The following is a 24862-nucleotide window of genomic DNA, read 5'->3' on the forward strand; positions in this document are numbered from 1 at the left end:
CGCCGTGTGCTCAGTTCCTACCGCTCGATCTTCTCCGCTCCCGGGACCAGGGGTTTCAGCGCCGCCGGTCTGCTCGGCCGGCTCCCGTTCGCCATGCTCGGCATCGGCGTCGTGACGATGGTCTCCCAGCTCACCGGGCGGTACGGCCTGGCCGGCGCGCTGGCCGCCACCCTCGCCGCCGCCGAGGCCGTGGCGGGCCCGCAGATATCCCGGCTGGCCGACCGGTACGGGCAGCGGCGGGTCCTGCGCCCGGCGACCCTGGTCGCCGCGACCGGCATCGCGGGCCTGCTGGTCTGCGCCCAGCGGGGCGCCCCGGAGTGGACGCTGTTCGTCTTCGCCGTGGCGGGGGGCTGCATACCGGGCGTGGGATCGATGGTGCGGGCCCGCTGGGCGGCGATCCTGCGCGGCTCGCCCCGCGCCCTGCACACCGCGCACGCGTGGGAATCGATCATGGACGAGCTGTGCTTCATCGTCGGCCCGATCGTCTCCATCGGGCTCTCCACCGCGTGGTTCCCCGAAGCGGGTCCGCTGCTCGCCGGGGTCTTCCTGGTGGCCGGGGTGCTCTGGCTGACGGCGCAGCACGCGACGGAACCCGTACCGCAGCCGCGTGAGCGGCACATCCGCGGCGGCGCGCTGCGCTCCCCCGGGCTGCGGGTGCTCGTGGCCACCTTCGTCGCGACCGGGGCGATCTTCGGGGCCGTGGACGTGGTGACGGTCGCCTTCGCGGACGAGCGGGGGCACAAGGCGGCGGCCAGTCTGGTGCTCGCGGGCTACGCGTGCGGATCGTGCCTGGCGGGGGTGGTGTTCGGGCTGGTGCACGTGAAGGGTCCGCCCGCCCGGGGGTGGGTGGTGGGGGTCGGCGTGATGGCGCTGAGTATGATCCCCCTCCAACTGGCCGGGAACTTGCCGTTTCTGGCCGTGGCGCTCTTTGTCTCGGGCCTGTCCGTCGCACCGACGATGGTCAGCACCATGGCCCTGGTCGAAGCGCACGTACCGCGCAGCAAGCTGACCGAGGGCATGAGCTGGACGACCACCGGGCTCGCGGTCGGTGTCGCGCTCGGCGCCTCCACCGCCGGCCGGGTGGTGGACGAGGCCGGGACACGGGCGGGGTACGCGGTGCCCGCCGTGGCGGGAGCGCTCGCGGCCGCGGTGGCGTTCCTGGGGTACCGCCGGCTGCGCGAGCCGGTCACTGTTCGGGGAGGGCACGGGCCGGATGAGCGACGACCGTACAGACACGACGAGCAGGACCGCGTGGCGTAACTGGGCGGGGAACGTCACCGCCCGGCCCGCCCGTACGGTCTCCCCCGCCTCCGTGGACGAGCTGTCCGCGGTCGTCCGCAGGGCCGCCGCCGACGGGCTGAAGGTGAAGGCCGGCGGCACGGGGCACTCCTTCACCGCCGTGGCGGCCACCGACGGGGTACGGATACGGCCCGACCTGCTCACCGGTATCCGGGAGATCGACAGGACCGGCAGCCCGGCCACCGTCACGGTCGAGGCGGGGACGCCGCTCAAGCGGCTGAACGCGGCGCTGGCCAGGGAGGGTCTGTCGCTCACCAATATGGGCGACATCATGGAACAGACCGTCGCGGGCGCGATATCCACCGGCACGCACGGCACCGGCCGCGAGTCGGCGTCGATCGCGGCGCAGGTACGGGCCCTGGAGCTGCTCACCGCCGACGGTTCGCTGCTGAGGTGCTCGGCGGAGGAGAACGCGGACGTCTTCGCCGCGGCCCGGGTCGGCCTGGGCGCGCTGGGGGTGATCACGGCGGTCACGTTCGCCGTCGAGCCGGTCTTCCTGTTGACGGCGCGTGAGGAGCCGATGAGCTTCGACCGGGTCACGGCGGAGTTCGACCAGCACGTCGCCGAGAACGAGCACTTCGAGTTCTACTGGTTCCCGCACACGGGGAATTGCAGTACCAAGCGGAACAACCGCAGCGCGGGCCTGCCCGCCCCGCTGGGCCGGGTGAGCGGCTGGGTGGAGGACGAGTTCCTCGCCAACGGTCTCTTCGAGGTCGTCTGTTCGGTCGGCAAGGCCGTTCCCATGGTCATCCCGCCGCTCGCGCGGGTCTCCAGCCGCGTCCTGTCGGCCCGCACGTATACGGACATCCCTTACAAGGTCTTCACTTCTCCGCGCCGGGTGCGTTTTCTGGAGATGGAGTACGCCCTCCCCCGGGAGGGCGTGGTGGAGGCGTTGCGCGAGGTCAAGGCCATGGTCGAGCGGTCCCCGCTGAAGATCAGCTTTCCGGTGGAGATCCGGACGGCGCCCGCGGACGACATCCCGCTGTCGACGGCGTCGGGGCGGGAGAGCGCGTACATCGCGGTCCATCTGTACCGGGGCACGCCGCACCGCTCGTACTTCACGGCGGTGGAGCGGATCATGATCGCGTACGGCGGCCGGCCGCACTGGGGCAAGGTCCACACGCGGGACGCGGCGTACCTCGCGGGGGTGTATCCGCGCTTCGCGGAGTTCACGGCGGTACGGGACCGGCTCGACCCGGACCGGCTGTTCGGGAACGACTATCTGCGGCGGGTCATCGGGGACTGACGCCCGCCCGGGGCGCGGCCGGGGTCGTGTCCGGGTCCGGGGGTGTTCCGGCGGGCGGGGTGGCCGGGGGCGGGGTGGTGGCGGAGTGCGAGTGCGAGGGCGTCGGGGTCGGGGACGCGGGTGGGGTGGTGCCGCCGTCCTGGCCCGTACCGCCGCCGGAGGTGGTGCTCGGCGGGGGCGAGGCCGGGTCCGTACCGCCGCCGGACGCGCCACCGCTGCCGGTGCCGGGCGGGCCGCTCGGGTCCTGGCCCGGGGCGGGGGTGCCGCCGGGTGTCCGGGAGGGGGCGGACCGGTGGTGGCCGCCGCTGACGGCGGTCCCGACCGTTGTCCCCTTGCCGCCGCTCAGGTCGTGGCCCGAGATCAGTTCGAAGCCGGTGATGCCGATCATCGCCACCAGGAAGACCACGACGGCGGCCCGGACCGGGCGCTTCCATCCACGGACCCGCGTGCCGTGGACGGTGGCCTCGCCGAACTCCCCGGTGGCCCTGCCGAACTCCCCGTCCGGGGTCCGGTCCGGTTGAGCCTTCCGTAGCGACGGCGGTTCGGCCGGGACCTGACGGCCCTTCGGTTTCGCCTGGACCGTCACCACGCGTATCTGCTCGCCGGTGCGGCGGAAGACGTGCTGGAAGACCGACGCCCCGCAGGTGGCGACCACGCTGACGACGCCGGCGCCGATGATCGTGCCGTACACGCCGAGCTGGGAGGCGAGGACGGCCGCCGTGATCGCCGCCACCGCGCTGCCCGCGACCTGCGGCACACTCAGATCCAGCCGCTTCTGTGTCAGTTTTGCGTCGTTCTCTCCCTGGTCTTCCCGCTCGTACCTGCCGTCGTTCTTCCTCTGGTCCATCTCCACCCCCTGCCGACCCATCTGTCCCACCCTGCACCAGGAAGGGACCGTTGAGCGAAGGGAATCGTTCCGCTTCTGTGGATTGTGTGAAGCTTGACACGCGCGTGCGACGGATGCCCGGGCCCAACTCCCGTGCCGGTGGAGAACTTGGGCGGCGTGCCGCTCCACCCGCATGGCCCAAATGGAGTACTGTGGCGAGCCCTGGGGCCGGACTCCCGCGATCCAGGGCACTTGCCCGACACGCCGGGCAGCACGGCAAGGTTGTGGCAGGCTGCACCCGGGCAGGCCACACTCGACTAGCGGAAGCAGCGACGCACGTGACGTCGGCAGGCACCACCCGGGAGGTCCCCATGCCCGAACTGCGTGTCGTGGCCGTCTCCAACGACGGCACACGACTGGTGCTCAAGGCTGCGGACAGCACGGAATACACGCTTCCGATCGACGAGCGGCTCCGGGCTGCCGTCCGCAACGACCGCGCCCGGCTCGGCCAGATCGAGATCGAGGTGGAGAGCCATCTCCGGCCTCGTGACATCCAGGCCCGGATACGGGCGGGCGCCTCCGCCGAGGAGGTCGCGCAGCACGCCGGCATCCCGGTGGACCGGGTCCGCCGGTTCGAGGGCCCGGTGCTGGCGGAGCGCGCCTTCATGGCCGAACGGGCCAGGAAGACCCCCGTACGCCGGCCCGGTGAGAACGCGGGACCCCAGCTCGGTGAGGCCGTGCAGGAGCGCCTGACCCTGCGTGGCGCCGAGAAGGAGACCGTCCAGTGGGACTCCTGGCGCCGCGACGACGGCACGTGGGAAGTCCTGCTCGTCTACCTGGTCGCGGGTGAACCGCACTCGGCGAGCTGGACGTACGACCCGCCCAGGCGGCTGGTCCAGGCCGTCGACGACGAGGCGCGCGCGCTGATCGGTGACACGGACGACACGCTCGCTACAAAGGAGCCGAGCTTCCCGTTCGTGCCCCGGATCGCCCGGCTGCCGCGCGACCGGCCGATGGACCGCGCGCTCGACCGGGGGCCCGAGCGTGCCTCGCTGCCGGAGTCGGACGAGAGCGAGCGGGACTCGCTGACCAGCCTGCTGGAGGCGGTGCCCAGCTTCCGGGGCGACATGGTCGTACCGGAACGGCCCGCGCCGCCGGAGCCGCCCGACGTTGATCCGGGGCCGGCCCCGGACGAGGAGGAGCCGGTCGCGCCCGCCGCGTCGGCCGGTGCCGGTTCGGCGTACGCGGACGTGCTGATGCCGCGCTCCGTGACGGGTCATCGCGACCGGCTCACGGGCACGACGGACCGCCAGGCGGAGGCGGACGGCGTCCGTCCGGGCCGCCGGGCGGCGGTGCCGAGCTGGGACGAGATCGTGTTCGGTACGAGACGGAAGAAGCAGGACTAGTCGGAAGACCGGCAGAGCTGGTCGGAGACCTCGGAGGAGCGCCGCCCGCACGTGGGCGGCGCTCCTCCGCCCGTACGGACGCTCGTACGAACCAGGGGCAGGTCTAGCGCGGGTCCGGGCCCGTGGCGACCGGGCGTGACTCGTCCGAGGACCACTCCGACCAGGAGCCCGCGTACAGGGCCGCCCGGTGTCCGGCGATCTCCAGGGCCAGCACCTCATGGGCCCCGGAGACGCCCGAGCCGCAGTACACCCCCACGTTCTTGGTCTCCTCCGTGGCTCCCAGCGCGCCGAACCGGGCGGTGAGGCGGTCGGCGGGCAGGAAGCGGCCGTCCTCGGCCACGTTCTCCGTCGTCGGGGCGGACACCGCGCCCGGGATGTGGCCGCCGACCCGGTCGATCGGCTCGACGTCCCCGCGGTAGCGCTCCGCCGCCCGCGCGTCCAGCAGCAGGCCCTCGTCCGCCAGCGCCGCCGCGCCGTCCGCGTCCAGCAGCGGCATCCCGCCCGGCACCGGCGCGAAGTCGCCCTCGGCCGGGGACGGGGTGTCGGTGGAGAGCGGGCCGGTCCAGGCCGCGAGGCCGCCGTCCAGGACCCGTACGTCCAGGTGGCCGGTCCAGCGCAGCAGCCACCACGCGCGGGCGGCCGCCCAGCCCTGACCCCCGTCGTACACGACCACGGGCGTGTCCGCCGAGACGCCGGCCCGGCGCATCACCGCGCCGAAGGCCGCCACGCCCGGCAGCGGGTGCCGGCCGCCGGCGCCTGCCGGGCCCGCCAGCTCCCTGTCGAGGTCGATGTAGACGGCGCCCGGCAGATGCCCCGCGTCGTACGCGGGACGCCCTGGAGGGCCGCCCAGGCTCCAGCGCACATCCAGGAGGACGGGCGGTCGCGGCCCGGCTGACTCGCCCGCGAGTTGGGCGGCGGAGATGATGGCAGTCATGGATGCATCCTCGCGCATCCTTACGTACCGCCACCACAACGGTCCGAGGAGCAGTGACGATGACCGACGCACCGGTCCGGCGCACCCCGGGCACCCCCTGCTGGGTCAGCCTGATGGTGCACGACGTGCCCGCGACCGAGGCGTTCTACGGCGCGCTGTTCGGATGGGAGTTCGTGCCGGGGCCGCCCGAACTGGGACTGTACGTGCGGGGCCGGATCGGCGAGGACGAGATCGCGGGCATCGGCCAGCTCCAGCCGAACCCGATGCTCCGGGTCGCCTGGTCCGCGTACCTGGCGACGGACGACGCCGACGCGACGGCGAGCGCGGTCAGGATCAACGGCGGGACGGTCGCGGTCCCGCCGCTGGCGGCGGGGCGGGCCGGGCGGCTGTCCATCGCGTCGGACCCGGCGGGCGCCCTGTTCGGGCTCTGGGAGGCGGGGACCCATGTCGGCACGATGGTCTCCGGGCCGCACGGCACCCCCGTCTGGTGCGAGCTGATCACGCCGGAGACGGCGTCCATCGGCGCGTTCTACCGGGGCCTGTTCGCGTACGACGAGCCCGCCGGCGGCGCGGGCGGCGGCGGTTCGGGGCCGGACGTCCAGACGCTGGCGCTGGCGGGGACACCGGTGGCGTCGCTGCACGGCATCGGCAGCGGTCGCTTCCGGGAGCGGCACCCGCACTGGATCGTCTACTTCGAGGTGGACGACACGGACGCGGCGGCGGCGATGGTGACCGAGCGGGGAGGCCAGGTGCTCCGGGCGCCCCGGGACGGCGCGCACGGGCGGACCGCGATCGTCACGGACCCGGAGGGCGCGCTCTTCGGGATCGTACGATCACCGGAACGGACCGTACGGTCACCGGAGGGTGAGAGCGGACCGTCGGCCGGGGGTGAGACCCCATGGTCAGCCGGGGGTGACGGGCAGGACGTCCGGTGACAGCGCGCCCGCGTGGGACGCCGCGCTGGTCATCCTGCGCCGGTGGTGGCGCCGGCAGAGCACCTCGTACCCGACGTCCCCCGTCGAGTGGTGCACATCGCCCACCACGACCTGCGCGCCCTCGACCACCATCCGGCCGCCGACCGTCCTGGCGTTGTGCGTCGCCCGCGCGCCGCACCAGCACATGGCCTCGACCTGGAGGGCCTCGATCCGGTCGGCCAGCTCGATGAGGCGCTGGGACCCCGGGAACAGCTTCGTACGGAAGTCGGTGGTGATGCCGAAGGCGAAGACGTCCAGGTTGAGGTCGTCCACGATCCGGGCGAGCTGGTCGATCTGGCGGGGGGCGAGGAACTGCGCCTCGTCCACGATCACGTGGTCGGCGCGGCCGCCGCGGGTGATGTGGTCGACGAGGTAGGCGTACAGGTCCATGTCCTCGTCGGCCTCGACGGCGTCCGTGACCAGGCCCAGACGCGAGGACAGCTTGCCCTCGCCGGCCCGGTCGTCGCGCGTGAAGATCACGCCCTGGAGGCCACGCGCCGAACGGTTGTGCCCGATCTGGAGGGCCAGCGTGCTCTTCCCGCAGTCCATCGTTCCGGAGAAGAAGACGAGCTCTGGCATGCGGGGTGACGGCCTTTCGGATGTACGGGCAACTCTGCGCCCCGGAGCGCGCTGCTGGCGGACCGGGCGACTAGGAGCGTACTTCGAGGAGGGGGACCAACTGTTCGACGGGGGTCATCGAGCCGTGCATCCCGACCATCGCCGACTCGTGGGGCTCCTTCACCGAGGCGGTGATCACGACGTCGGCGTGGGCCGCCGCGACCACGTCGCCGATCCTGCCGTACACCCGCTCCTCCACCGTGCCCGGCGGGCCGAACCAGCCCGCCTCGACGGCCTCGTCGCGGCTCGCCACCCAGAAGCGGTCGCCGATCACCTCGCGCCACACGGTCAGGACGTCGGCCTCGGCGCCCGGGACGGCGTACACATGGCGGGCGCGGCCCTCGCCGCCCAGCAGGGCGACTCCGGCGCGCAGCTCCCAGTCCTCGTCGAAGTCGATGCGCGACTCGTCGTCGAAGGGGATGTCGATCATGCCGTGGTCGGCGGTCACGTAGAGCGCGGCGCGAGGCGGGAGTTGTTCGGCAAGGCGCTGGACGAGACGGTCGACGTACATCAACTGCCCGCGCCAGGCGTCGGAGTCGACGCCGAAGCGGTGGCCCTTGCCGTCGACCTCGCTGTAGTACGTGTACACCAGCGACCGGTCGGCGGCGGCGAGTTGGGCCGCGGCGAGGTCCATCCTGTCCTCGCCGGTGAGCCGGCCGTGGAACGTGCCGCCGCTCAGCGCGACCTGGGTGAGCGGGGTGTCGCGGAACGTCGGGGACGAGACCTGGGCGGTGTGCACGCCGGCCGCGTCGGCGAGCTGGAAGACCGTCGGGTACGGCTGCCAGACGTGCGGCGCGGTCCAGGGCTGCCAGCGGAGCTGGTTCATCAGCGCGCCGGTCGCGGGGTCGCGGACGGTGTAGCCGGGCAGGCCGTGCGCGCCGGGGGGCAGGCCGGTGCCGACGGAGGCGAGGGAGGTCGCGGTGGTGGCGGGGAACCCGGCGGTGATCGGCCGTCCCGTGGAGCCACGGGAGGTGCCGAGGAGCGAGGTCAGGTACGGCGCCTCGGCGGGGTGGGCCTTGATCTGCTCCCAGCCGAGGCCGTCGATCAGGAAGACGCAGTTGCGGTCGGCGGGGGTGAGTTCGGGGATGGCCGCGGTCAGGTTCGGTACGCCCTGTCCGGCGGCGAGGGTGGGGAGCAGGTCGGCGAGGGAGCCGCTGCCGTACTCCGGTACGGGGGCGGTGCCGAGGGCGAGCGGGAGGGGGTCGTCGGGCCAGCGGGCCGTGGTCGGGGCGGGGGTCTGCGCCTGTACGGGCCGGGAGCCTGTCCGCACGGTGGGCGGCGGGGGCGTCGGAGGCTGCCGGGGCTTCGCCGGCTGCGGGTGGGGGCGGGGCCGTGGCTTGGGTGGTGGCTGCGCGGACATCAGCGAGCGGTCGCCGCGGTGGCCGCGGTGGCTTCCGAGAGGGCCTGGGCGAAGGCGAGCGTCTGGCGGACGGTGTCGGGGCCGTCGCCCGCCTCGCTGACCCGCAGGCTCAGGTCGTCGGCGGTGGAACTGCCCGTATAGCCGTGGTCCGCCTCGCAGTTGGGGTCGCCGCAGGCGGCGGGCTCCAGGTCGATACGGGAGACGGCACCCCAGCCGATGGTGAGGACGACCTCGCGGGGCAGGGTGCCGGGGGTGTACGACTCCGGGTTGCCGACGACCCTGCTGACCACGACCGACGAGATGCGGTCGATCTTGACGGACTCGGTGGAGGTCGTGGCGTAGGGCGTCGGGGAGCTGGTGTCGGAAGCCTGTTCGTCCGTGTGGCTGACGATGAAGCGGTGGGCCGTCAGGACGAGGACGGTGACATGGCGGCGCACCTCGTTCGCGTCGAAGGTGGTCTCCTGGTGCACCACGTACGACACGATCGGCTCGCCGCCGACAGCGGCCTCCACCGCCTCGGCCACGAGAGCCGGGTAGTAGCCGCTGCGCTCGATCGCCGTGCGCAGCCCCTGGGTCGTCGTACCGGTCTTCGCCATGGGCTCCATCCTACGGTGGCCGGATGGCTTCGGAGGACGGCGTGCGGGGTGGCGTCCCGGCCCGGTCCGCACCCCCTTCCCCCTCGGCGGATCGTCAGTAGCTCGGCAGGCGGCGCGGGCCGAAGTCGTCGCGGGCGGGCGGCGGGGCGAGGCGGACGCCCGCGCCGAGGACGGAGAGTCCGTGGGTGGCGACGACGACGGGTTCGAGGTCGACGGAGACGATCTCGGGGTGGTCGTCGACCAGCCGGGAGACGCGGAGCAGCAGCTCTTCGAGGGCGGGGGTGTCGACGGGCGTGGAGCCGCGCCAGCCGAACAGGAGCGGGGCGGCCCTGATGGACCTGATCTGCTCGGCGGCGTCGCGGTCGGTGGCGGGGACGAGGCGGTGGGCGAGGTCGCCGAGGAGTTCGGAGGCGGCGCCGGCGAGGCCGAAGGAGAGGACGGCGCCGGCGGCCGGGTCGATGGCGGCGCGTACGACGGTGTCGACGCCTCGGGGGGCCATGGACTGGACGACGGGGAGCAGTTCGGCGGGAGCACCGAGGGCGTCGGTCAGCTCGCCGTACGCGAGGCGGAGTTGGGCCTCGTCGCCGAGGTCGAGCCGTACGCCGCCGAGGTCGGCGCGGTGGCGCAGGTGGGGCGCGGTCGTCTTGAGCGCCACGGGGTATCCGAGCCGCGCGGCGGCGGTGGCGGCGTCGTCGGGACCTGGCGCGGGGAGGGTGGGCCGTACGGAGATCCCGTACCGCCCGAGCAGTTCCGCGGCGTCATCGTCCCCGAGCTTCACCCCCCGTGGGTCGGCCGCCCCTTCCGCGAGCGCCCGCCGGATGAGCGCCCCGGCCCCCACCTCGTCGATGTTGTCGTACTCGAGCACCTTCCCCGGCTCGGCGATCCCCCGCCGCCAGGCGGCGTACTGCACCACCTCGGCGAGGGCGCGCACGGCGCGCTCGGCGGCGGGGTAGGCGGGGACGGCCCGGGGGCCGCCCGGGGCGTCCTCACCGGCCGCGTCCGCGCGGTCGCCGTCCGGATCCGTCGCCGACAGGGCCTCCGCCAGGCCCGGCAGTTCCACGTGGACCACCGCCACCGGCTTCGGTGGGGCGTGGGTGGTGGCCTCTCTCAGGGCTCGGGCCAGGGCGGTGGCCTCCGTGGTCTCCGGGAGGGGTGGCGTGGACATCTCGCCCACGTGGGGGATCACCGTGACCACCACCGCGTCGCACGACGGGTCGGACAGGGCCGTGGTCAGGGCCGTACGGAAGTCCGCCGGGGTCGCGGACGTCGTCAGGTCGCGGGGTGGGAGCGGGCGCAGGCCCTCCGCCAGGCAGGCGTCGTACGTGAGGAGGCCGAGGGACTCGGAGTTGCCGAGGATCGCGACGCGGGGGCCCGCCGGGAGGGGCTGGGACGCCAGGAGGAGGCCCGCGTCGACCAGTTCCGTCACCGTGTCCACGCGGATCACGCCCGCCCGGCGCAGCAGCGCCGAGACCGTGGCGTCCGGGATGCGGGTCACCGGCACCGCGTGGCCGGGGGGCGCGCTGCCGCTGTGGCGCGCCCCCTTGACCGCGACGACCGGTTTCACGGCGGCCGTGCGGCGGGCCAGGCGGGTGAACTTCCTCGGGTTGCCCAGGGATTCCAGGTACATCAGGACGACATCGGTGTCCGGGTCCTCGTACCAGTACTGGAGGAAGTCGTTGCCGGACACGTCCGCCCGGTTGCCCGCCGAGATGAAGGTGGACAGGCGCGCCCCGCGCCGGTGCAGGCCCGCCAGCAGCGCGATGCCGATCGAGCCCGACTGGGTGAACAGGCCGATCCGGCCGCGCGCCGGCGGCTCCGGCGCGAGGGAGGCGTTCAGCCGTACGGCCGGGGAGGTGTTGATGATCCCGAAGGCGTTGGGGCCGATGAGGCGCATCCCGTACGAGCGGACCTGCCGGACGAGTTCGCGCTGGCGCGCGCGCCCGTCGTCGCCGCTCTCCGCGTATCCGGCGGAGAGGACCACCAGCCCCTGGACGCCGTGCTCACCGCAGCGCGCGACCGCTTCGGGCACACGCCGCGCGGGCACCGCGAGGATCGCGAGGTCGACGGGGCCGGGGATCTCCGCGAGGGAACGGACGGCCGGGACGCCGTCCAGTTCCCGGGTGTCCGGGGCGAAGGCGTCGTTCACCGCGTACGTACGGCCCGTGAAGCCCCCGGCCCCCAGGTTCCGCAGGACCGTGCGGCCGACCCCGCCGGGCGTACGGCCCGTGCCGATCACCGCGACCGAGCCGGGCGCGAGCAGGCGCTGTACGGAACGCGCCTCCGCGCGCTGTTCGCGCCCGCGCTGAACGGCGAGCGACGCGTCGGTCGGCTCCAGGTCGAGGGTCAGGTGCACGGCCCCGTCCTCGAAGCTGCGCTTCTGGGTGAACCCGGCGTCCCGGAAGACCTTGATCATCTTGTTGTTCGCGGGCAGCACCTCCGCCGCGAACCGCCGGATCCCCCGCTCCCTGGCGACCGCCGCGATGTGTTCGAGCAGCGCCGAGGCGATCCCCCGCCCCTGGTGCGCGTCCTGCACGAGGAACGCGACCTCCGCCTCGTCGGCCGGCGCGGACGCGGACCGCCCCCGGTCGTCGATGCGGTCGTAGCGCACGGTCGCGATGAACTCGCCGCCCACCGTCACCGCGAGACCGACCCGGTCGACGTAGTCGTGGTGGGTGAAGCGGTGCACGTCCTTGTCGGACAGCCGGGGGTAGGGAGCGAAGAAACGGTAGTACTTCGATTCGTCGGAGACCTGTTCGAAGAAGCTGACCAGGCGCTCCGCGTCGTCGGCCGTGATGGGCCTGATCCGGGCGGTGCCCCCGTCCCGCAGCACCACATCCGCTTCCCAGTGACCGGGGTACGCGTGCTCCGACGCCGTCTCCATAGGTCGAAGCCTACGGCGGACGGGCACAGCGGGTCGGCAGGAGTGGACCGTACGGCACGTGAGAGACTGGTCTAGACAACCTGATGATTTCGACCGCATGATGGTGATTCATGATGTCGATTCATCATGCTGATTCATGATTCATGATCTCGCCCCCGCGACATCGAACCTCGTGACACCGAAGGGCACCACCATGGCTGAGCGACACGTCAACGTCGGCTGGACCGAGGGCCTGCACGCCCGCCCCGCCTCCATCTTCGTCCGTGCCGTCACGGCCACCGGCGTCCCTGTCACGGTCGCGAAGGCGGAGAGCAGCCCGGTGAACGCGGCCTCGATGCTGGCGGTGCTGGGCCTGGGCGCGCGGGGCGGCGAGGAGATCGTGCTCGCCTCGGACGCGGAGGGCGCCGACGCGGCGCTGGACCGGCTGGCGAAGCTGGTCACCGAGGGGCTCGACGAGCTGCCCGAGACGGTTTGACCGCCGGCCACGACCGGAATCGGCCGCAGGTCGTCCCGAATTCATTTCACGGCCGAGCCGTGGTGCGCGAGAATTCAGCGCACCACGGCTCGTCCTTTTCCGTGCGGGCAGCGGAAAAGAAGTCCTGCGTATTACTTCTCTTTGTATACGGTGCGGATGTTAAGAACGAGCACTCGCGGTGTTTACGGCATGTTGCGAAGGCCTCACCTTTTCCCGGCCCCGCTCCGGCCGCCGGAGCCGGTGCACGGCCGCCGTGCGCTCCGCGTGCAGCGTCGTGAGCGCCCGCGCGCGCTCCGCGTCGCCGCGCGCCACCGCGTCCACGATCGCGCCGTGCTCCGCCCAGGACTCCACGGGGTGGGCGGGCTGCTCGACCACGTACATCCAGGCGATCTTGTGCCGCAACTGGGTGAGCAGTGAGGTCAGCGCGGGGCTCCCGGAGGCCTGCGCGAGGGTCTCGTGGAACCACGCCCCGAGCGCGCGCAGATCCTCTCCCTGCCCCCGCCTGGCCCGCTCCTGCCCCAGTCTGACCAGGCCGCGCAGCACCTTGAGGTGCGCCTCGGTACGGCGCTGGGCGGCGCGGGCCGCGCCGAGCGGTTCCAGGAGCAGCCGTACCTCCAGAAGGTCCGCCGCCTCCTGGTCGGTGGGCTCGGCGACACACGCGCCGACGTGCCGGCGGGTGGTCACGAAGCCCTCCGACTCCAGCGTGCGCAGCGCCTCGCGCACCGGGACGCGGGAGACGCCGTACCGCCGGGCCAGCTGTTCCTCGGTGAGCCGGCTGCCCCGCTCGAATACACCGGAGACGATGTCGTCGCGGATCGCCGTGCATACCGAGTGCGCGGGAATGCGCATGTCCGAACCTCCGACTTAATCCGCGCGAAACACTGCCGATTGACGCCTGTCCGTGACTCTATTGCAATCTTCGCGGATTTCCGATGGGTGCCCGGAATTTGTGCATACCTTTTGGCCACCCGGCCGGGCCGGCAGGCCTGTTCGCGGCGCACACCTGAGGATCGAACGGACATACGGGGAAACCCCGGCGACGTGGTGCCGCCGGGGTTTCCCCTTGTCCGGAAAAGAACCTGCCCTGAATCAGCCTGAATCAGCCGGTGACAACCGTCACTCCGCCGATTCCCAGCGCCTCGACCGGCGCCTTGATCTGGGACGCGTCGCCGACGAGCACCGTGACCAGCCGGTCCACGGGGAAGGCGTTGACCGCCGCGGCCGTCGCCTCGACCGTGCCGGTCTCGGCCAGGCGCGCGTACAACCGCGCCTGGAAGTCGTCCGGGAGGTGCTGCTCGACCTGGTCGGCCAGCGTGCCCGCGACGGAGGCCGCCGTCTCGTACTTGAGCGGGGCCACCCCGACCAGGTTCTGCACGGCCACGTCACGCTCGGCGTCCGTCAGACCTTCGGCGGCCAGCGTGCGCAGCACCGTCCACAGGTCGGAGAGCGCCGGGCCCGTGGACTCCGTGTCGACGGAACCGCTGATGGCCAGCATCGCGGCGCCCGTGCCGTCCGGGGCCGAGCGCAGCACCTGGCCGAAGGCCCGTACGCCGTAGGTGTAGCCCTTCTCCTCGCGCAGCACCCGGTCGAGCCGGGAGGTGAGGGTGCCTCCCAGGCAGTACGTGCCCAGCACCTGGGCCGGCCAGACCCGGTCGTGCCGGTCGGCGCCGATGCGGCCGATGAGCAGCTGGGTCTGGACGGCGCCGGGGCGGTCCACGATGACGACCCGGCCGGTGTCGTCCGCCGTGATGGCGGGGGCGGGGCGGGCGGCGGCGGTGTTGCCGGTCCACGCACCGAGGGTCTCGGCGAGCAGCCCGTCGACGTCCACGCCCGTGAGGTCGCCGACGATCACGGCGGTGGCGGTGGCGGGGCGGATGTGCGCCTCGTAGAAGGCGCGTACGGCGGCGGCGTCGATCCTGCCGACCGTCTCCTCGGTGCCCTGGCGGGGCCGGGACATGCGCAGCGAGGCCGGGAACAGCTCCTTGGAGAGCTGCTTGGCCGCGCGGCGGCCGGGGTTGGCCGTCTCGTGCGGAATCTCGTCCAGGCGGTTGCGCACCAGCCGCTCGACCTCGGGGTCGGCGAACGCCGGGGCGCGCAGGGCCTCGGCGAGCAGGCCGAGCGCCTTGGGCAGCCGGGAGACCGGGACCTCCAGGGAGACCCGGAGGCCGGGGTGGTCGGCGTGCGCGTCGAGCGTGGCGCCGCAGCGCTCCAGCTCGGCGGCGAACTCCTCGGCGGTGTGCTTGTCCGTGCCCTCGGACAGCGCCCTCGCCATGATCGTGGCGATGCCGTCGAGGCCCTCGGGCTCCGCGTCCAGCGGCGCGTCGAGGTTGATCTCGACGGCCACCACCTGCTGGCCGGGGCGGTGACAGCGCAGCACGGTCAGCCCGTTGTCGAGCGCGCCGCGCTCGGGGGCGGGGAAGGCCCACGGCCTGGCCTCGCCGGCGGTCGGCTGCGGATGGAACTCCATGGTCACGGCAGCGTCGGTCACTGGTCCGCCCCCTCGTGCTCGTCGGTCTCTTCGGCGGCTTCGTCTTCTGCGGTGACCGGTTCGTACACCAGCACGGCCCTGTTGTCCGGGCGCAGCCGGGCGGCCGCGACGGCCTTGACCTCGTCGGCGGTGATGTCCAGCACGCGCGTGACGGCGCTGAGCGCCAGCTGCGGGTCGCCGAACAGCACGGCGTACCGGCACAGTTCGTCCGCGCGGCCCGCGACCGTACCGAGCCGGTCCAGCCACTCGCGCTCCAGCTGGGCCTGGGCCCGCTCCATCTCCTCGGCGGTGGGGCCCTCGGCGGCGAGCCGGGCCAGCTCCTCGTCCACCGCGGTCTCGATCTGCGGGACCTCGACCCCGCCGGACGTCTTCACGTCCAGCCAGCCGAGCGAGGGGGCGCCGGCGAGGCGCAGGAGGCCGAAGCCGGCGGCGACGGCGGTCTGGTCACGCCGTACCAGACGGTTGTGCAGGCGGGACGACTCGCCGCCGCCGAGGACCGTCAGCGCCAGGTCGGCGGCATCACACTCACGGGTGCCGTCGTGCGGCAGCCGGTAGGCGGCCATGAGCGCGCGCGCCGGGACCTCCTCGTGGATCTCCTCGCGCAGCTGGCCGCCCATGGTCTCGGGCAGGGAGCCGTCGCGCGGCGGCTGCTTGCCGTCGTGGGAGGGGATCGAGCCGAAGTACTTCTCGACCCAGGCGAGCGTCTGCTCGGGGTCGATGTCGCCGACGACCGACAGCACCGCGTTGTTCGGCGCGTAGTTCGTACGGAAGAAGGCGCGCGCGTCTTCGAGGGTCGCCGCGTCGAGGTCGGCCATGGAGCCGATCGGCGTGTGGTGGTACGGGTGGCCCTCGGGGTACGCGAGCGCGGTCAGGCGCTCGAAAGCCGTACCGTACGGCACATTGTCGTACCGCTGGCGGCGCTCGTTCTTGACGACGTCCCGCTGGTTCTCCATCGACTCGTCGTCGAGGGCGGCGAGCAGGGAGCCCATCCGGTCGGCTTCCAGCCAGAGCGCCAGCTCCAGCTGGTGGGTGGGCATGGTCTCGAAGTAGTTCGTGCGCTCGAAGCTGGTGGTGCCGTTCAGGGAGCCGCCGGCGCCCTGGACCAGTTCGAAGTGGCCGTTCCCCTTCACCTGCGCCGAGCCCTGGAACATCAGGTGCTCGAAGAGGTGGGCGAGTCCCGTACGGCCCTTGACCTCGTGCCGGGAGCCGACGTCGTACCAGAGGCAGACCGCGGCGACCGGGGTCAGGTGGTCCTCGGAGAGCACCACGCGCAGGCCGTTGGCCAGCCGGTGCTCAGTCGCTGTCAGGCCGCCGGAACCGGCCTGCGCTGTGGCCGTGTGACCCATGGGCATGTACGTCCCTTCGATCGCGATATGGAGAAGTCCTGCCACTGTATGCAAGCGTGCCGATGCCTGGCGAAGTTCCCGTGCGTCACACGCTGGGGGACGGGGCGAGGTCGGCGTTGTCGGTGGAGCGGTCCACAATGGTCGGCGTCAGTTCAAGTAGTCGCCGTACAGGACCTGTGAAGGAGCCGCAGCAGCGATGGCCCGCCGCAGCACGAAGACCCCGCCGCCGGAGGACTTCGAGGAGAAGATCCTCGACATCGACGTGGTCGATGAAATGCAGGGCTCCTTCCTCGAGTACGCGTACTCGGTGATCTACTCCCGGGCCCTGCCGGACGCCCGCGACGGCATGAAACCGGTGCACCGCCGCATCGTGTACCAGATGAACGAGATGGGGCTGCGCCCCGACCGCGGGTATGTGAAGTGCGCCCGAGTCGTGGGCGAAGTGATGGGAAAGCTCCACCCGCACGGGGACGCGTCGATCTACGACGCGCTCGTCCGGATGGCACAGCCGTTCTCCATGCGGCTGCCGCTGGTGGACGGTCATGGCAACTTCGGGTCGCTCGGGAACGACGATCCGCCGGCCGCCATGCGGTACACCGAGTGCCGGATGGCTGACGCCACGTCACTGATGACGGAGTCGATCGACGAGGACACCGTCGATTTCCAGCCGAATTACGACGGCCAGGAGCGGGAACCGGTCACGCTGCCCTCGGCGTACCCGAACCTTCTGGTCAACGGAGCCACCGGGATCGCCGTCGGCATGGCGACGAACATGCCGCCGCACAACCTCGGTGAGGTCGTGGCGGCAGCACGCCACCTGATCCGGCATCCGTCGGCCGACCTGGACACGCTGATGCGTTTTGTGCCGGGTCCCGACCTGCCGACCGGCGGCCGCGTCGTCGGCCTCGGCGGCATCAAGGACGCGTACGAAACCGGCCGGGGCACCTTCAAGATCCGGTCCACGGTCACGATCGAGGACGTCAGCGCGCGCCGCAAGGGCCTGATCGTCACGGAGCTGCCGTTCACCGTCGGCCCCGAGAAGGTGATCGCGAAGATCAAGGACCTGGTCTCCGCCAAGAAGCTCCAGGGCATCGCCGACGTCAAGGACCTCACGGACCGTTCGCACGGTCTGCGCCTGGTCATCGAGGTCAAGAACGGCTTCGTGCCGGAGGCCGTGCTGGAGCAGCTCTACAAGCTCACGCCGATGGAGGAGACCTTCGGCATCAACAACGTGGCCCTGGTCGACGGCCAGCCGCTGACGCTCGGGCTCAAGGAGCTGCTGGAGGTCTACCTGGACCACCGGTTCACCGTGGTCCGCAGGCGCAGCGAGTTCCGCAGGACCAAGCGGCGCGACCGGCTGCACCTGGTCGAGGGCCTGCTCGTCGCTCTCATCGACATCGACGAGGTCATCCGCCTCATCAGGTCGAGCGACAACTCCGCGCAGGCGAAGGAGCGGCTCATCGAGCACTTCTCGCTGAGCGACATCCAGACGCAGTACATCCTGGACACGCCGCTGCGCCGGCTCACCCGGTTCGACCGGATCGAGCTGGAGAGCGAGCGCGACCGGCTCACCGGCGAGATCGACGAGCTGACCGGGATCCTGGACTCGGACGCGGAGCTGCGGAAGCTGGTCTCGACCGAACTGGCCGCGGTGGCCAAGAAGTTCGGCACCCCGCGGCGCACGGTGCTGCTGGAGTCCGGCGCGTCGACGGTGGCGTCGGTGCCGCTGGAGGTCGCGGACGACCCGTGCCGGGTACTGCTGTCCTCGACGGGCCTGCTGGCCCGTACGGTCAACGGCGAGCCGCTGGAGGGCGGTGACGGCCGGCGGACGAACCACGACGTGATCCTCTCGGCCGTGCCCGCGACGGCTCGCGGGGACGTGGGCGCGGTGACGTCCGAGGGTCGGCTGCTGCGGATCTCGGTGATCGACCTGCCCCAGCTGCCCGACACGGCCTCGGCGCCGAACCTGTCGGGCGGGGCGCCGGTCGCGGAGTTCCTGACGCTGGAGCCCGACGAGGAGCTGATCTGCCTGACCACGCTGGACGAGTCCTCCCCGGGGCTCGCGCTGGGCACGCTCCAGGGCGTGGTCAAGCGGGTGGTCCCGGACTACCCCTCGAACAAGGACGAGCTGGAGGTCATCTCCCTCAAGGAGGGTGACCGGATCATCGGCGGCCAGGAGTTGCGTACGGGCGAGGAGGACCTGGTCTTCATCACCTCCGACGCCCAACTGCTGCGCTTCCAGGCCGCGCAGGTACGGCCGCAGGGGCGGCCCGCGGGCGGGATGGCGGGCATCAAGCTGGCCGAGGGCGCGACGGTGATCTCGTTCACGGCGGTGGATCCGGCGGCGGAGGGGGCGGTGTTCACAGTGACCGGCTCGCTGGGCACGCTGGACGATTCCGTACGGACCGCGAAGCTCACCCCGTTCGACCAGTATCCGCGCAAGGGGCGGGCGACGGGTGGCGTGCGCTGCCACCGGTTCCTCAAGGGTGAGGACTTCCTCGCGCTGGCGTGGGCGGGCGCGGGACCGGCGAGGGGGGCGCGGAAGAACGGCGCTCCGGTGGAGCTGCCCGCGCCGGACCCGAGGCGGGACGGGTCGGGGACGCCGTTCACGGCGGAGATCGCGGCGCTGGCGGGGCCGGCGCGCTGACGGGGGGCTGCCGGTCGCGGGGGCTGACGCCTCGTCCGCGACCGGCGTACGGGCTTTCAGTCGCCGGGCGGGCCTTCGGGTCCGTCCGGCGACTCCGTTCGGGGGGCGGCCGACGGTGGCGCGTCGGGGCCGTCGCCGGACGGTACGTAACGCAGGACGCCCCACATCGCACGGTCGTCGGCGGCGTCCTGGACGGCGGGGCCCTGACAGGCCGCCAGCTCCTTGAGCAGGACGTCGCCGTCGACGCCGGCGCCGATCAGGACCAGCTGGGTGAGGCGTTCCTCGCCGGGACCCCAGGGCTCCGGGTGGAAGCGCAGGAAGCGGCCGACGGTGTGCAGGGCGTAGCGGTTCGCGGGGTCGCCGTCGCCGAAGTCGACAAAACCCTTGATCCGGTAGAGCCCCTCGGGCCGTGAGTCCAGGAACCGCATGAGGCGGCGCGGGTCCATCGGGGCGGTGGCCGTGAACGAGACGGTGTCGTAGGCGGCGTGCGGATGGCGATGGTGGGGGTCGGCCTGGGCGTCATGTGCGGGGGGCTCGTCCGCGTACAGGTCCTCGAAGGTCAGTTGGCGCACCTTCTCGTCCTCGGCCGGCCTGACCGCCGGGTCGAAGAGCAGCTCAGGGTCGATCCGTCCGTACGAGGAGGCGATCACCGGCGTCCCGGGGCTCAGCTCGCGCAGGGCGGTGCGGATGCGTTGCCGGTCGTCCTCCGCCACCCGGTCGGTCTTGTTGAGGACGACCAGGTCCGCGAGGGCCAGATGACGGTCGATCTCGGGGTGGCGGGTGCGCGTGGTGTCGAACTCGGCGGCGTCGACGACCTGGACGAGTCCCCCGTACACCGTGCCGGGATGGTCACCGGTCAGGATCATCCGGACCAGTTCCTGTGGCTCGGCGAGACCGCTCGCCTCGATGACGATGATGTCGATCTCCGCCTCGGGGCGGGTGAGGCGCTCCAGGTAGCCGTCGAGTTCGCTCGCGTCCACGGCGCAGCACAGACAGCCGTTGCCGAACGAGACGGTGGAGCCGACCTGTCCGGCGACGGTCATGGAGTCGATCTCGATGGCGCCGAAGTCGTTGACCACGACCGCGATCCGGCGGCCCGCGCGGTTGCGGAGCAGGTGGTTGAGGAGGGTCGTCTTGCCGGAGCCGAGGAAGCCGGTGAGCACGACCACCGGGATCTGCTGCCTGCCGGCCGGGTCCGTGCCGCTCATCGCCGTGCCTCCGTGTCGGTGCTGTCCGTGTCGGTGCTTCCGGGCCGCTTGTTCCGGCGGTCGGCCGTGGAGCCCGTCCGCCCGCACCAGGGTATGCGCGGGGCGGGCACGCGGCCCGGTGGTGGGACGCGCGTCATCGTCCGTACGGGGAGGTCTCGTCCAGCAGGGTCCAGAGAGCGGTCTCGTCCTGTTCGTCCATCGTGAAGGCCGCTGTGAACAGGCGCAGGGTGTCGGCCGACAGCAGATGTCCGCCGAGCGCGCGGGAGACCCGGTCGCGCAGGGCGCGGGGCAGGAGTTCGCTTCCGGCGGCGTCCCCGTTGAGCCAGAGCCAGTGGGCCAACACCCGTGCTACGGCGGCTTGGTTGACCGGTTCGGGGGTGGCGCGGACGACCTGGCGGAGCCAGCGGTCCCGGTACGGGCCGGGGCGAGCGAGCAGCTCGGCGAGGTGACGGCCGGCGGCGGATCCGGTGCCGGTGCCGGTGCCCGTACCGGCGCTGGGGCTTGTACGGGCGGGGGTTCGGGGGTGGGTGACGGCCACGTGGTCCGCTCCTGGGCGTAGAGGTGGCGGGTGCGACACAACTGCGACACAGCGGCGATATTCTGACGAAGACCGCGCATTGGTCCAGACCATAGCGGAGCCGCGGGCGCTGACGCCATGGTCGGCAACTTCTCCTGCCCGGGGAGTAGTTCGGCGCTGCGGCGTGTTCGCGACGGGGTCGCCCGCCGAAGCCGCACCTGGAGGTTGTCATCACCCGCTCCGCGCCCACCAGCCCGCGTACGGGCCGCCCGCCGGCCGTTCCCGCCTCGACCGTTCCCGAGCTGCTCGACGCGCGGGCCGCGGAACATCCCGACCGGCTCGCCCTCCAGGTCGTCGGCGGTGGCTCGGTGACGTACCGGCAGTGGCGCGACCAGGCGCTCAGGGCCGCCGCGGGCCTGGCGGAGGCGGGGGTACGGCCGGGGGCGCGGGTCGCCCTGCGGTTCCGTAACGACGTGTGGGAACGGTTCGCCGTCGCGTTCCTCGCCGTGCAGTACGCGGGCGGGGTGCCGGTGCCCGTACGGGAGGATCTCGCGGAGCCGGAGGCGGCGCGGCTCGCGGCACTGGCCGAGGCGGGGACGGTGTTGCGTGACGCGGCCGGGCAGGACGGAAGTGCCGTGGGCGCCTCGTCGCCCGCTCCCGGTGCTCTGCCCGGCACGGTGGACCTGGTCCTGTCCGACCTGCTGACGCGGCATCAGGTGGCGCCGACCGAACCCCCGTACCGGGTCGGGCCGTTGGACGAGGCCCAGGTGATCGGCACGTCCGGGACCACCGGTGCGCCCAAGGGGGTGTTCGCCGCGCACGGCAATCTGACGGCGGGGCTGACCCTCAACCCCCGCCCCCGGCCGTACGCGCACTCCCGGCACGCGCTGTACGCGTTCCCTCTCGGCACGAACGCCGGGCAGGTGATGCTGCTGAACGCCCTCACGGGCGCACCGGCCACCGTGATCCTCCCCCGCTTCGACGCGGATGAATTCGGCCGTACGGTGCGGGAGTTCGGGGTCGGCACGGTCTTCCTCGTCCCGTCGATGGCCGTCGAGCTGCTGAACGCGGGCACGGCGCGGACGTACGACCTCTCCAGTGTGCTGCTGGTCAGTTCGTCGGCCGCCGCGCTGCCGGGTCCCGTCGCCACCGCCCTGGCGGCGGCGCTGCCCGGGGCCACCCTGGTCAACACGTACACCTCCGCGGAGGCCGCTCCCGCGCAGATCTCCGCGATCGTCGACACCCGGCATCCCGGGTCGGTGGGCCGCCCGGCCGACCCCGCCGACCTGCGGATCCTCGACGGGGAGGGGCGGGAACTGGCGGCGGGCGAGGTGGGTGAGGTGTGGCTGCGGCAGCCGGGACCGCCGCGCGGTTATCTCGGCGGGGGTCCCGGTCCCGCCGGGGGACCTGGGGCGGCGGACAGCGCGCGGGTGTTCCGCGACGGGTGGGTGCGGATGGGGGACCTGGGACGGGTGGACGACGGGGGCCGGCTGTACCTGGTCGACCGGGAGAGCGATGTCATCAAGTCCGGTGCGCTGAAAGTCTCGACGCTGCGGATCGAGGAGGTCCTGCACGAACACCCCCACGTGGCCGACGCGGCGGCGCTCGGGCTGCCGCACGCGGTGATGGGCGCGGTGCCGGTGGCCGTGGTCGTCCCGGGCCCGGACGGCCTGGACCTCGACGAACTGCGGCTCTTCCTGAGCGCGCGGCTGAGCCGCCCCGAACTCCCCCTCCGTATCGTGCTCGTGGACCGGCTGCCGAAGAACCCGACCGGCAAGGTGGTCAAGCACCTGCTGCGCCCTCTGTTCGACGCGCCGGTGGAGGCGGCGGCGGTTGTCGCGCCCTCCTCCCCCACCGAGCTGCGGCTGGCGGCGATCTGGCGCAGGCTGCTGGGCCGGGCGGTGGCGGACGTGTCCGCTGAGTTCTTCGCCCTCGGCGGGGACTCGTTCCGGGCGGTGCAGCTGGCGGCGGCGCTGGACGCGGAGTTCGGGGTACGGGCGGGAACCGCGCTGATCTTCGAGCGCCCTTCGCTGCGGGCGCAGGCGGCGTGGCTGGACGCGCGGGAGGCCGTGGGCGGCGCCACCGTGGCCGGCGCCACCGACTCGGCCCCGGCCACGGTGACGCCGTACCTCACCCGTCTCCGCGCCCAACCGCACGCCGTACCGCTCACCTCCCAGCAGGAGAACTTCTTCCGCTGGATGGCGGAGGCGCCGGGCCGGGACGCGGGCGCGGTCACCGCGCTGTTCCGGGTCACGGACCGGCTGGAGCCGGAGACCCTGGGGCGGGCGCTGACCGAGGCGGTGCGCAGGCATCCCGCGCTGCGGACCCGCTTCGAACCGGTGGCGGGGGAGCCCGGGGTGGTACGGGTCGTCCTGGACGAGGAGCCCGCCGTACGGATCACCCTGCGTGAGGCGCCCGGCGCGAGCGACGCCGAGGTGGACGAGCTGCTGCTCGCCGAGCGCGACCGGCTGACGGATCTGGCGCGCGACCCGATGGCGCGGCTGCTGGTGGTGACGCGGGGACCCGGGGACCACGTGGTTCTGCTGGCGGTGCATCACATGGTCAGCGACGGCTGGTCGGTGGGGGTGCTGCTGTCGGACCTGGGCGTGCTCTACTCGGCGCTGCGGCGCGGGCGGACGGCGCCGCCGGTGCGGTCGGGGCCCGGGTACGAGGAGTTGGTGGAGTGGTCCAACGCGCACTGGCCGGTGTCGCGGCGGCACTTCGCCGGGGCGCTCGCGGGTGCGCCGGCCGCGGTGGAGGTGTTCCCGGGGCGCCGGGAGGTGGCGGAGGTCCTCACCAAGGCCTACCGGTTCGACCTGCCGGCCGAGCGGGCGGAGGCGCTGCGGGCGCGGGCGGGTGAGCTGGGGGCGACGCCGTTCCTGGCGGTGACGGCGGCGTGGACGGGGTTGCTGGCGGCCCGGAGCGGGCAGAGCGAACTGGTCCTGATGACACCTGTCCCCGGGCGGCCGCGACCGGACGCGGAGCACGCGGTCGGCTGCTTCGTACAGTCGTTGCTGCTTCGGGTGGACGCGTCGGGGAGCCCGGGCTTCGCGGAGCTGCTGGACCGCTTGCGGGTCACCGCGACGGAGGCGCTGGACCACCAGCTGTACCCGTTCGCGGAGTTCAGCCCCGCGGCGCCGTTCGCGGCGTGGCTCCGGTACGAGGCGTGGTCCGCGCCCGCGCAGCTCCCGGGCGTGCGGTGCGCGCCCTGGGAACTGCCACGGGGCACGACGGTGCCGTGGCCCTTGCCGGGCGGGGATCGGGGGGTGCCGGAGCTGACGGTGGTGGAGCAGCCGGGGGGCGGTCTGCGCTGCTGGCTCCAGTACAACGCGCTCGCGTTCGAGGAACGCGTGATCGTGGGCCTGGCAGAGGATTTTGTGCGCTCGCTGGAGGAGGCGTGCGGCTCCCCACGCCTGGACCGGCGCTGACGCGGTGTCGTCCTCAATCGCCGGACGGGCTTGATTGGCGGCGGCATGCGGCGCGCGGCCGGCTCGACCGCGACGAGTGCCGCTGACGCGGCGTTGTCCTCAATCGCCGGACGGGCTTGATATGTCCCCGCGCCGGAGGAACAGATCAGGCCGGTCCGGTGTCCCGGAGCATCCCCGCGCGTGCCCTTCGACTCCGGGCGGCATACCCAGCCCGTCCGGCGCGGGGGACATATCAAGCCTGTCCGGCGATTGAGGACACCCCTCATGCGAGCCGCACGTACCCGCCGACGCCGACGGGCACCTCAAGCCCGTCCGGCGCTTGAGGACACCCACCCACCGGCCCCGCGCACACCTTCAGCCGCCAGCCGGCCACATCAAGCCCGTCCGGCGATTGAGGACAACGCCCTCGCGGCGGCGTACCCCGCAACGCCACCCGCAAAGTCAGGCTCGCGCGCTCAACGGGCGCAGGTCCGTCCACACCTCCCCGACCCTCGCCAGGCACTCCTCCCGCGACCCCCGCGTCCCCTCCGCCCGCCACCCCGCCGGGATCTCCTGGTCGGTCGGCCAGACCGAGTACTGCTCCTCGTGGTTGACGACCACCGCGAACATCGTT

Annotated in this window: 19 protein-coding genes; 7 read left to right on the forward strand and 12 right to left on the reverse strand. The window is 72.8% G+C overall.

The features are described 5' to 3' along the window. Nucleotides 1–6: 6 nt before the first annotated feature. On the forward strand, nt 7–1260 hold the full coding sequence (locus OG349_RS08815) for an MFS transporter (RefSeq protein WP_327234092.1): 1254 nt from the start codon (nt 7–9) through the stop codon (nt 1258–1260). Then, the gene (locus OG349_RS08820; RefSeq protein ID WP_327234093.1) at nt 1214–2545 is read left to right on the forward strand and encodes a D-arabinono-1,4-lactone oxidase; all 1332 of its coding nucleotides are present in this window, start codon (nt 1214–1216) and stop codon (nt 2543–2545) included. The genes OG349_RS08815 and OG349_RS08820 overlap by 47 nt, the downstream gene beginning before the upstream one ends. Here OG349_RS08820 and OG349_RS08825 read toward each other — a convergent pair. Continuing rightward, complete coding sequence (locus OG349_RS08825) at nt 2532–3392, reverse strand: hypothetical protein (RefSeq protein ID WP_327234094.1); 861 nt, start codon at nt 3390–3392, stop codon at nt 2532–2534. The two genes, OG349_RS08820 and OG349_RS08825, sit on opposite strands and share 14 nt — an antisense overlap. Nucleotides 3393–3742: 350 nt before the next feature. On the opposite strand from OG349_RS08825, the gene sepH reads away from it, so the two are divergent. Continuing rightward, on the forward strand, nt 3743–4777 hold the full coding sequence (sepH, locus tag OG349_RS08830; protein ID WP_327234095.1) for a septation protein SepH: 1035 nt from the start codon (nt 3743–3745) through the stop codon (nt 4775–4777). A 103-nt stretch (nt 4778–4880) separates the two neighbouring features. On the opposite strand, the gene OG349_RS08835 is transcribed toward sepH, so the two are convergent. Further along, the gene (locus OG349_RS08835; protein WP_327234096.1) at nt 4881–5711 is read right to left on the reverse strand and encodes a sulfurtransferase; all 831 of its coding nucleotides are present in this window, start codon (nt 5709–5711) and stop codon (nt 4881–4883) included. A 59-nt stretch (nt 5712–5770) separates the two neighbouring features. Here OG349_RS08835 and OG349_RS08840 point away from each other — a divergent pair, with 59 nt between their 5' ends. Then, nucleotides 5771–6646, forward strand: a complete 876-nt coding sequence (locus OG349_RS08840; protein ID WP_327234097.1) for a VOC family protein — start codon at nt 5771–5773, stop codon at nt 6644–6646. Here OG349_RS08840 and OG349_RS08845 read toward each other — a convergent pair. The 4 genes from OG349_RS08845 to OG349_RS08860 form a co-directional block, all read right to left on the reverse strand. Further along, the gene (locus tag OG349_RS08845) at nt 6614–7264 is read right to left on the reverse strand and encodes a thymidine kinase (RefSeq protein ID WP_161309558.1); all 651 of its coding nucleotides are present in this window, start codon (nt 7262–7264) and stop codon (nt 6614–6616) included. The genes OG349_RS08840 and OG349_RS08845 overlap by 33 nt on opposite strands. A gap of 70 nt (nt 7265–7334) precedes the next feature. Continuing rightward, the gene (locus OG349_RS08850) at nt 7335–8573 is read right to left on the reverse strand and encodes an alkaline phosphatase family protein (RefSeq protein ID WP_327234098.1); all 1239 of its coding nucleotides are present in this window, start codon (nt 8571–8573) and stop codon (nt 7335–7337) included. An 89-nt stretch (nt 8574–8662) separates the two neighbouring features. Next, the gene (locus OG349_RS08855) at nt 8663–9259 is read right to left on the reverse strand and encodes a DUF5998 family protein (protein WP_161309731.1); all 597 of its coding nucleotides are present in this window, start codon (nt 9257–9259) and stop codon (nt 8663–8665) included. Nucleotides 9260–9353: 94 nt separating this feature from the next. Next, nucleotides 9354–12140, reverse strand: coding sequence for a bifunctional acetate--CoA ligase family protein/GNAT family N-acetyltransferase (locus tag OG349_RS08860; RefSeq protein ID WP_327234099.1), 2787 nt, complete (start codon nt 12138–12140; stop codon nt 9354–9356). 193 nt (nt 12141–12333) lie between these two features. Here OG349_RS08860 and OG349_RS08865 point away from each other — a divergent pair, with 193 nt between their 5' ends. After that, a complete protein-coding gene (locus OG349_RS08865; RefSeq protein ID WP_327234100.1) occupies nt 12334–12615 on the forward strand; it encodes an HPr family phosphocarrier protein in 282 nt (93 codons plus the stop codon). 159 nt (nt 12616–12774) lie between these two features. Here OG349_RS08865 and OG349_RS08870 read toward each other — a convergent pair whose 3' ends face one another. From OG349_RS08870 to OG349_RS08880, 3 genes are all read right to left on the reverse strand, one after another. After that, nucleotides 12775–13464, reverse strand: coding sequence for a GntR family transcriptional regulator (locus OG349_RS08870; RefSeq protein WP_327234101.1), 690 nt, complete (start codon nt 13462–13464; stop codon nt 12775–12777). Between the two features lie 250 nt (nt 13465–13714). Continuing rightward, nucleotides 13715–15082, reverse strand: a complete 1368-nt coding sequence (locus tag OG349_RS08875; protein WP_327238498.1) for a M16 family metallopeptidase — start codon at nt 15080–15082, stop codon at nt 13715–13717. Nucleotides 15083–15099: 17 nt separating this feature from the next. Further along, on the reverse strand, nt 15100–16455 hold the full coding sequence (locus tag OG349_RS08880; RefSeq protein WP_327234102.1) for a M16 family metallopeptidase: 1356 nt from the start codon (nt 16453–16455) through the stop codon (nt 15100–15102). A gap of 190 nt (nt 16456–16645) precedes the next feature. Here OG349_RS08880 and OG349_RS08885 point away from each other — a divergent pair, with 190 nt between their 5' ends. Further along, the gene (locus tag OG349_RS08885) at nt 16646–19096 is read left to right on the forward strand and encodes a DNA gyrase/topoisomerase IV subunit A (RefSeq protein ID WP_327234103.1); all 2451 of its coding nucleotides are present in this window, start codon (nt 16646–16648) and stop codon (nt 19094–19096) included. A 56-nt stretch (nt 19097–19152) separates the two neighbouring features. Here OG349_RS08885 and OG349_RS08890 read toward each other — a convergent pair whose 3' ends face one another. Further along, the gene (locus OG349_RS08890; protein WP_327234104.1) at nt 19153–20304 is read right to left on the reverse strand and encodes a CobW family GTP-binding protein; all 1152 of its coding nucleotides are present in this window, start codon (nt 20302–20304) and stop codon (nt 19153–19155) included. Nucleotides 20305–20437: 133 nt separating this feature from the next. Beyond that, on the reverse strand, nt 20438–20842 hold the full coding sequence (locus OG349_RS08895; protein WP_327234105.1) for a hypothetical protein: 405 nt from the start codon (nt 20840–20842) through the stop codon (nt 20438–20440). 281 nt (nt 20843–21123) lie between these two features. Between OG349_RS08895 and OG349_RS08900 the strand changes: the two genes are divergently transcribed. Then, a complete protein-coding gene (locus OG349_RS08900; protein WP_327238499.1) occupies nt 21124–24249 on the forward strand; it encodes a class I adenylate-forming enzyme family protein in 3126 nt (1041 codons plus the stop codon). 441 nt (nt 24250–24690) lie between these two features. Here the strand turns inward: OG349_RS08900 and OG349_RS08905 are convergent, their stop codons facing one another. Further along, entirely contained in the window at nt 24691–24858 is a 168-nt protein-coding gene (locus OG349_RS08905; protein ID WP_327234106.1) for an MbtH family protein, read from the reverse strand. Between the last annotated feature and the right edge of the window lie 4 nt (nt 24859–24862).

It is taken from the genome of Streptomyces sp. NBC_01317 (genome assembly GCF_035961655.1).
GTDB lineage: Bacteria > Actinomycetota > Actinomycetes > Streptomycetales > Streptomycetaceae > Streptomyces.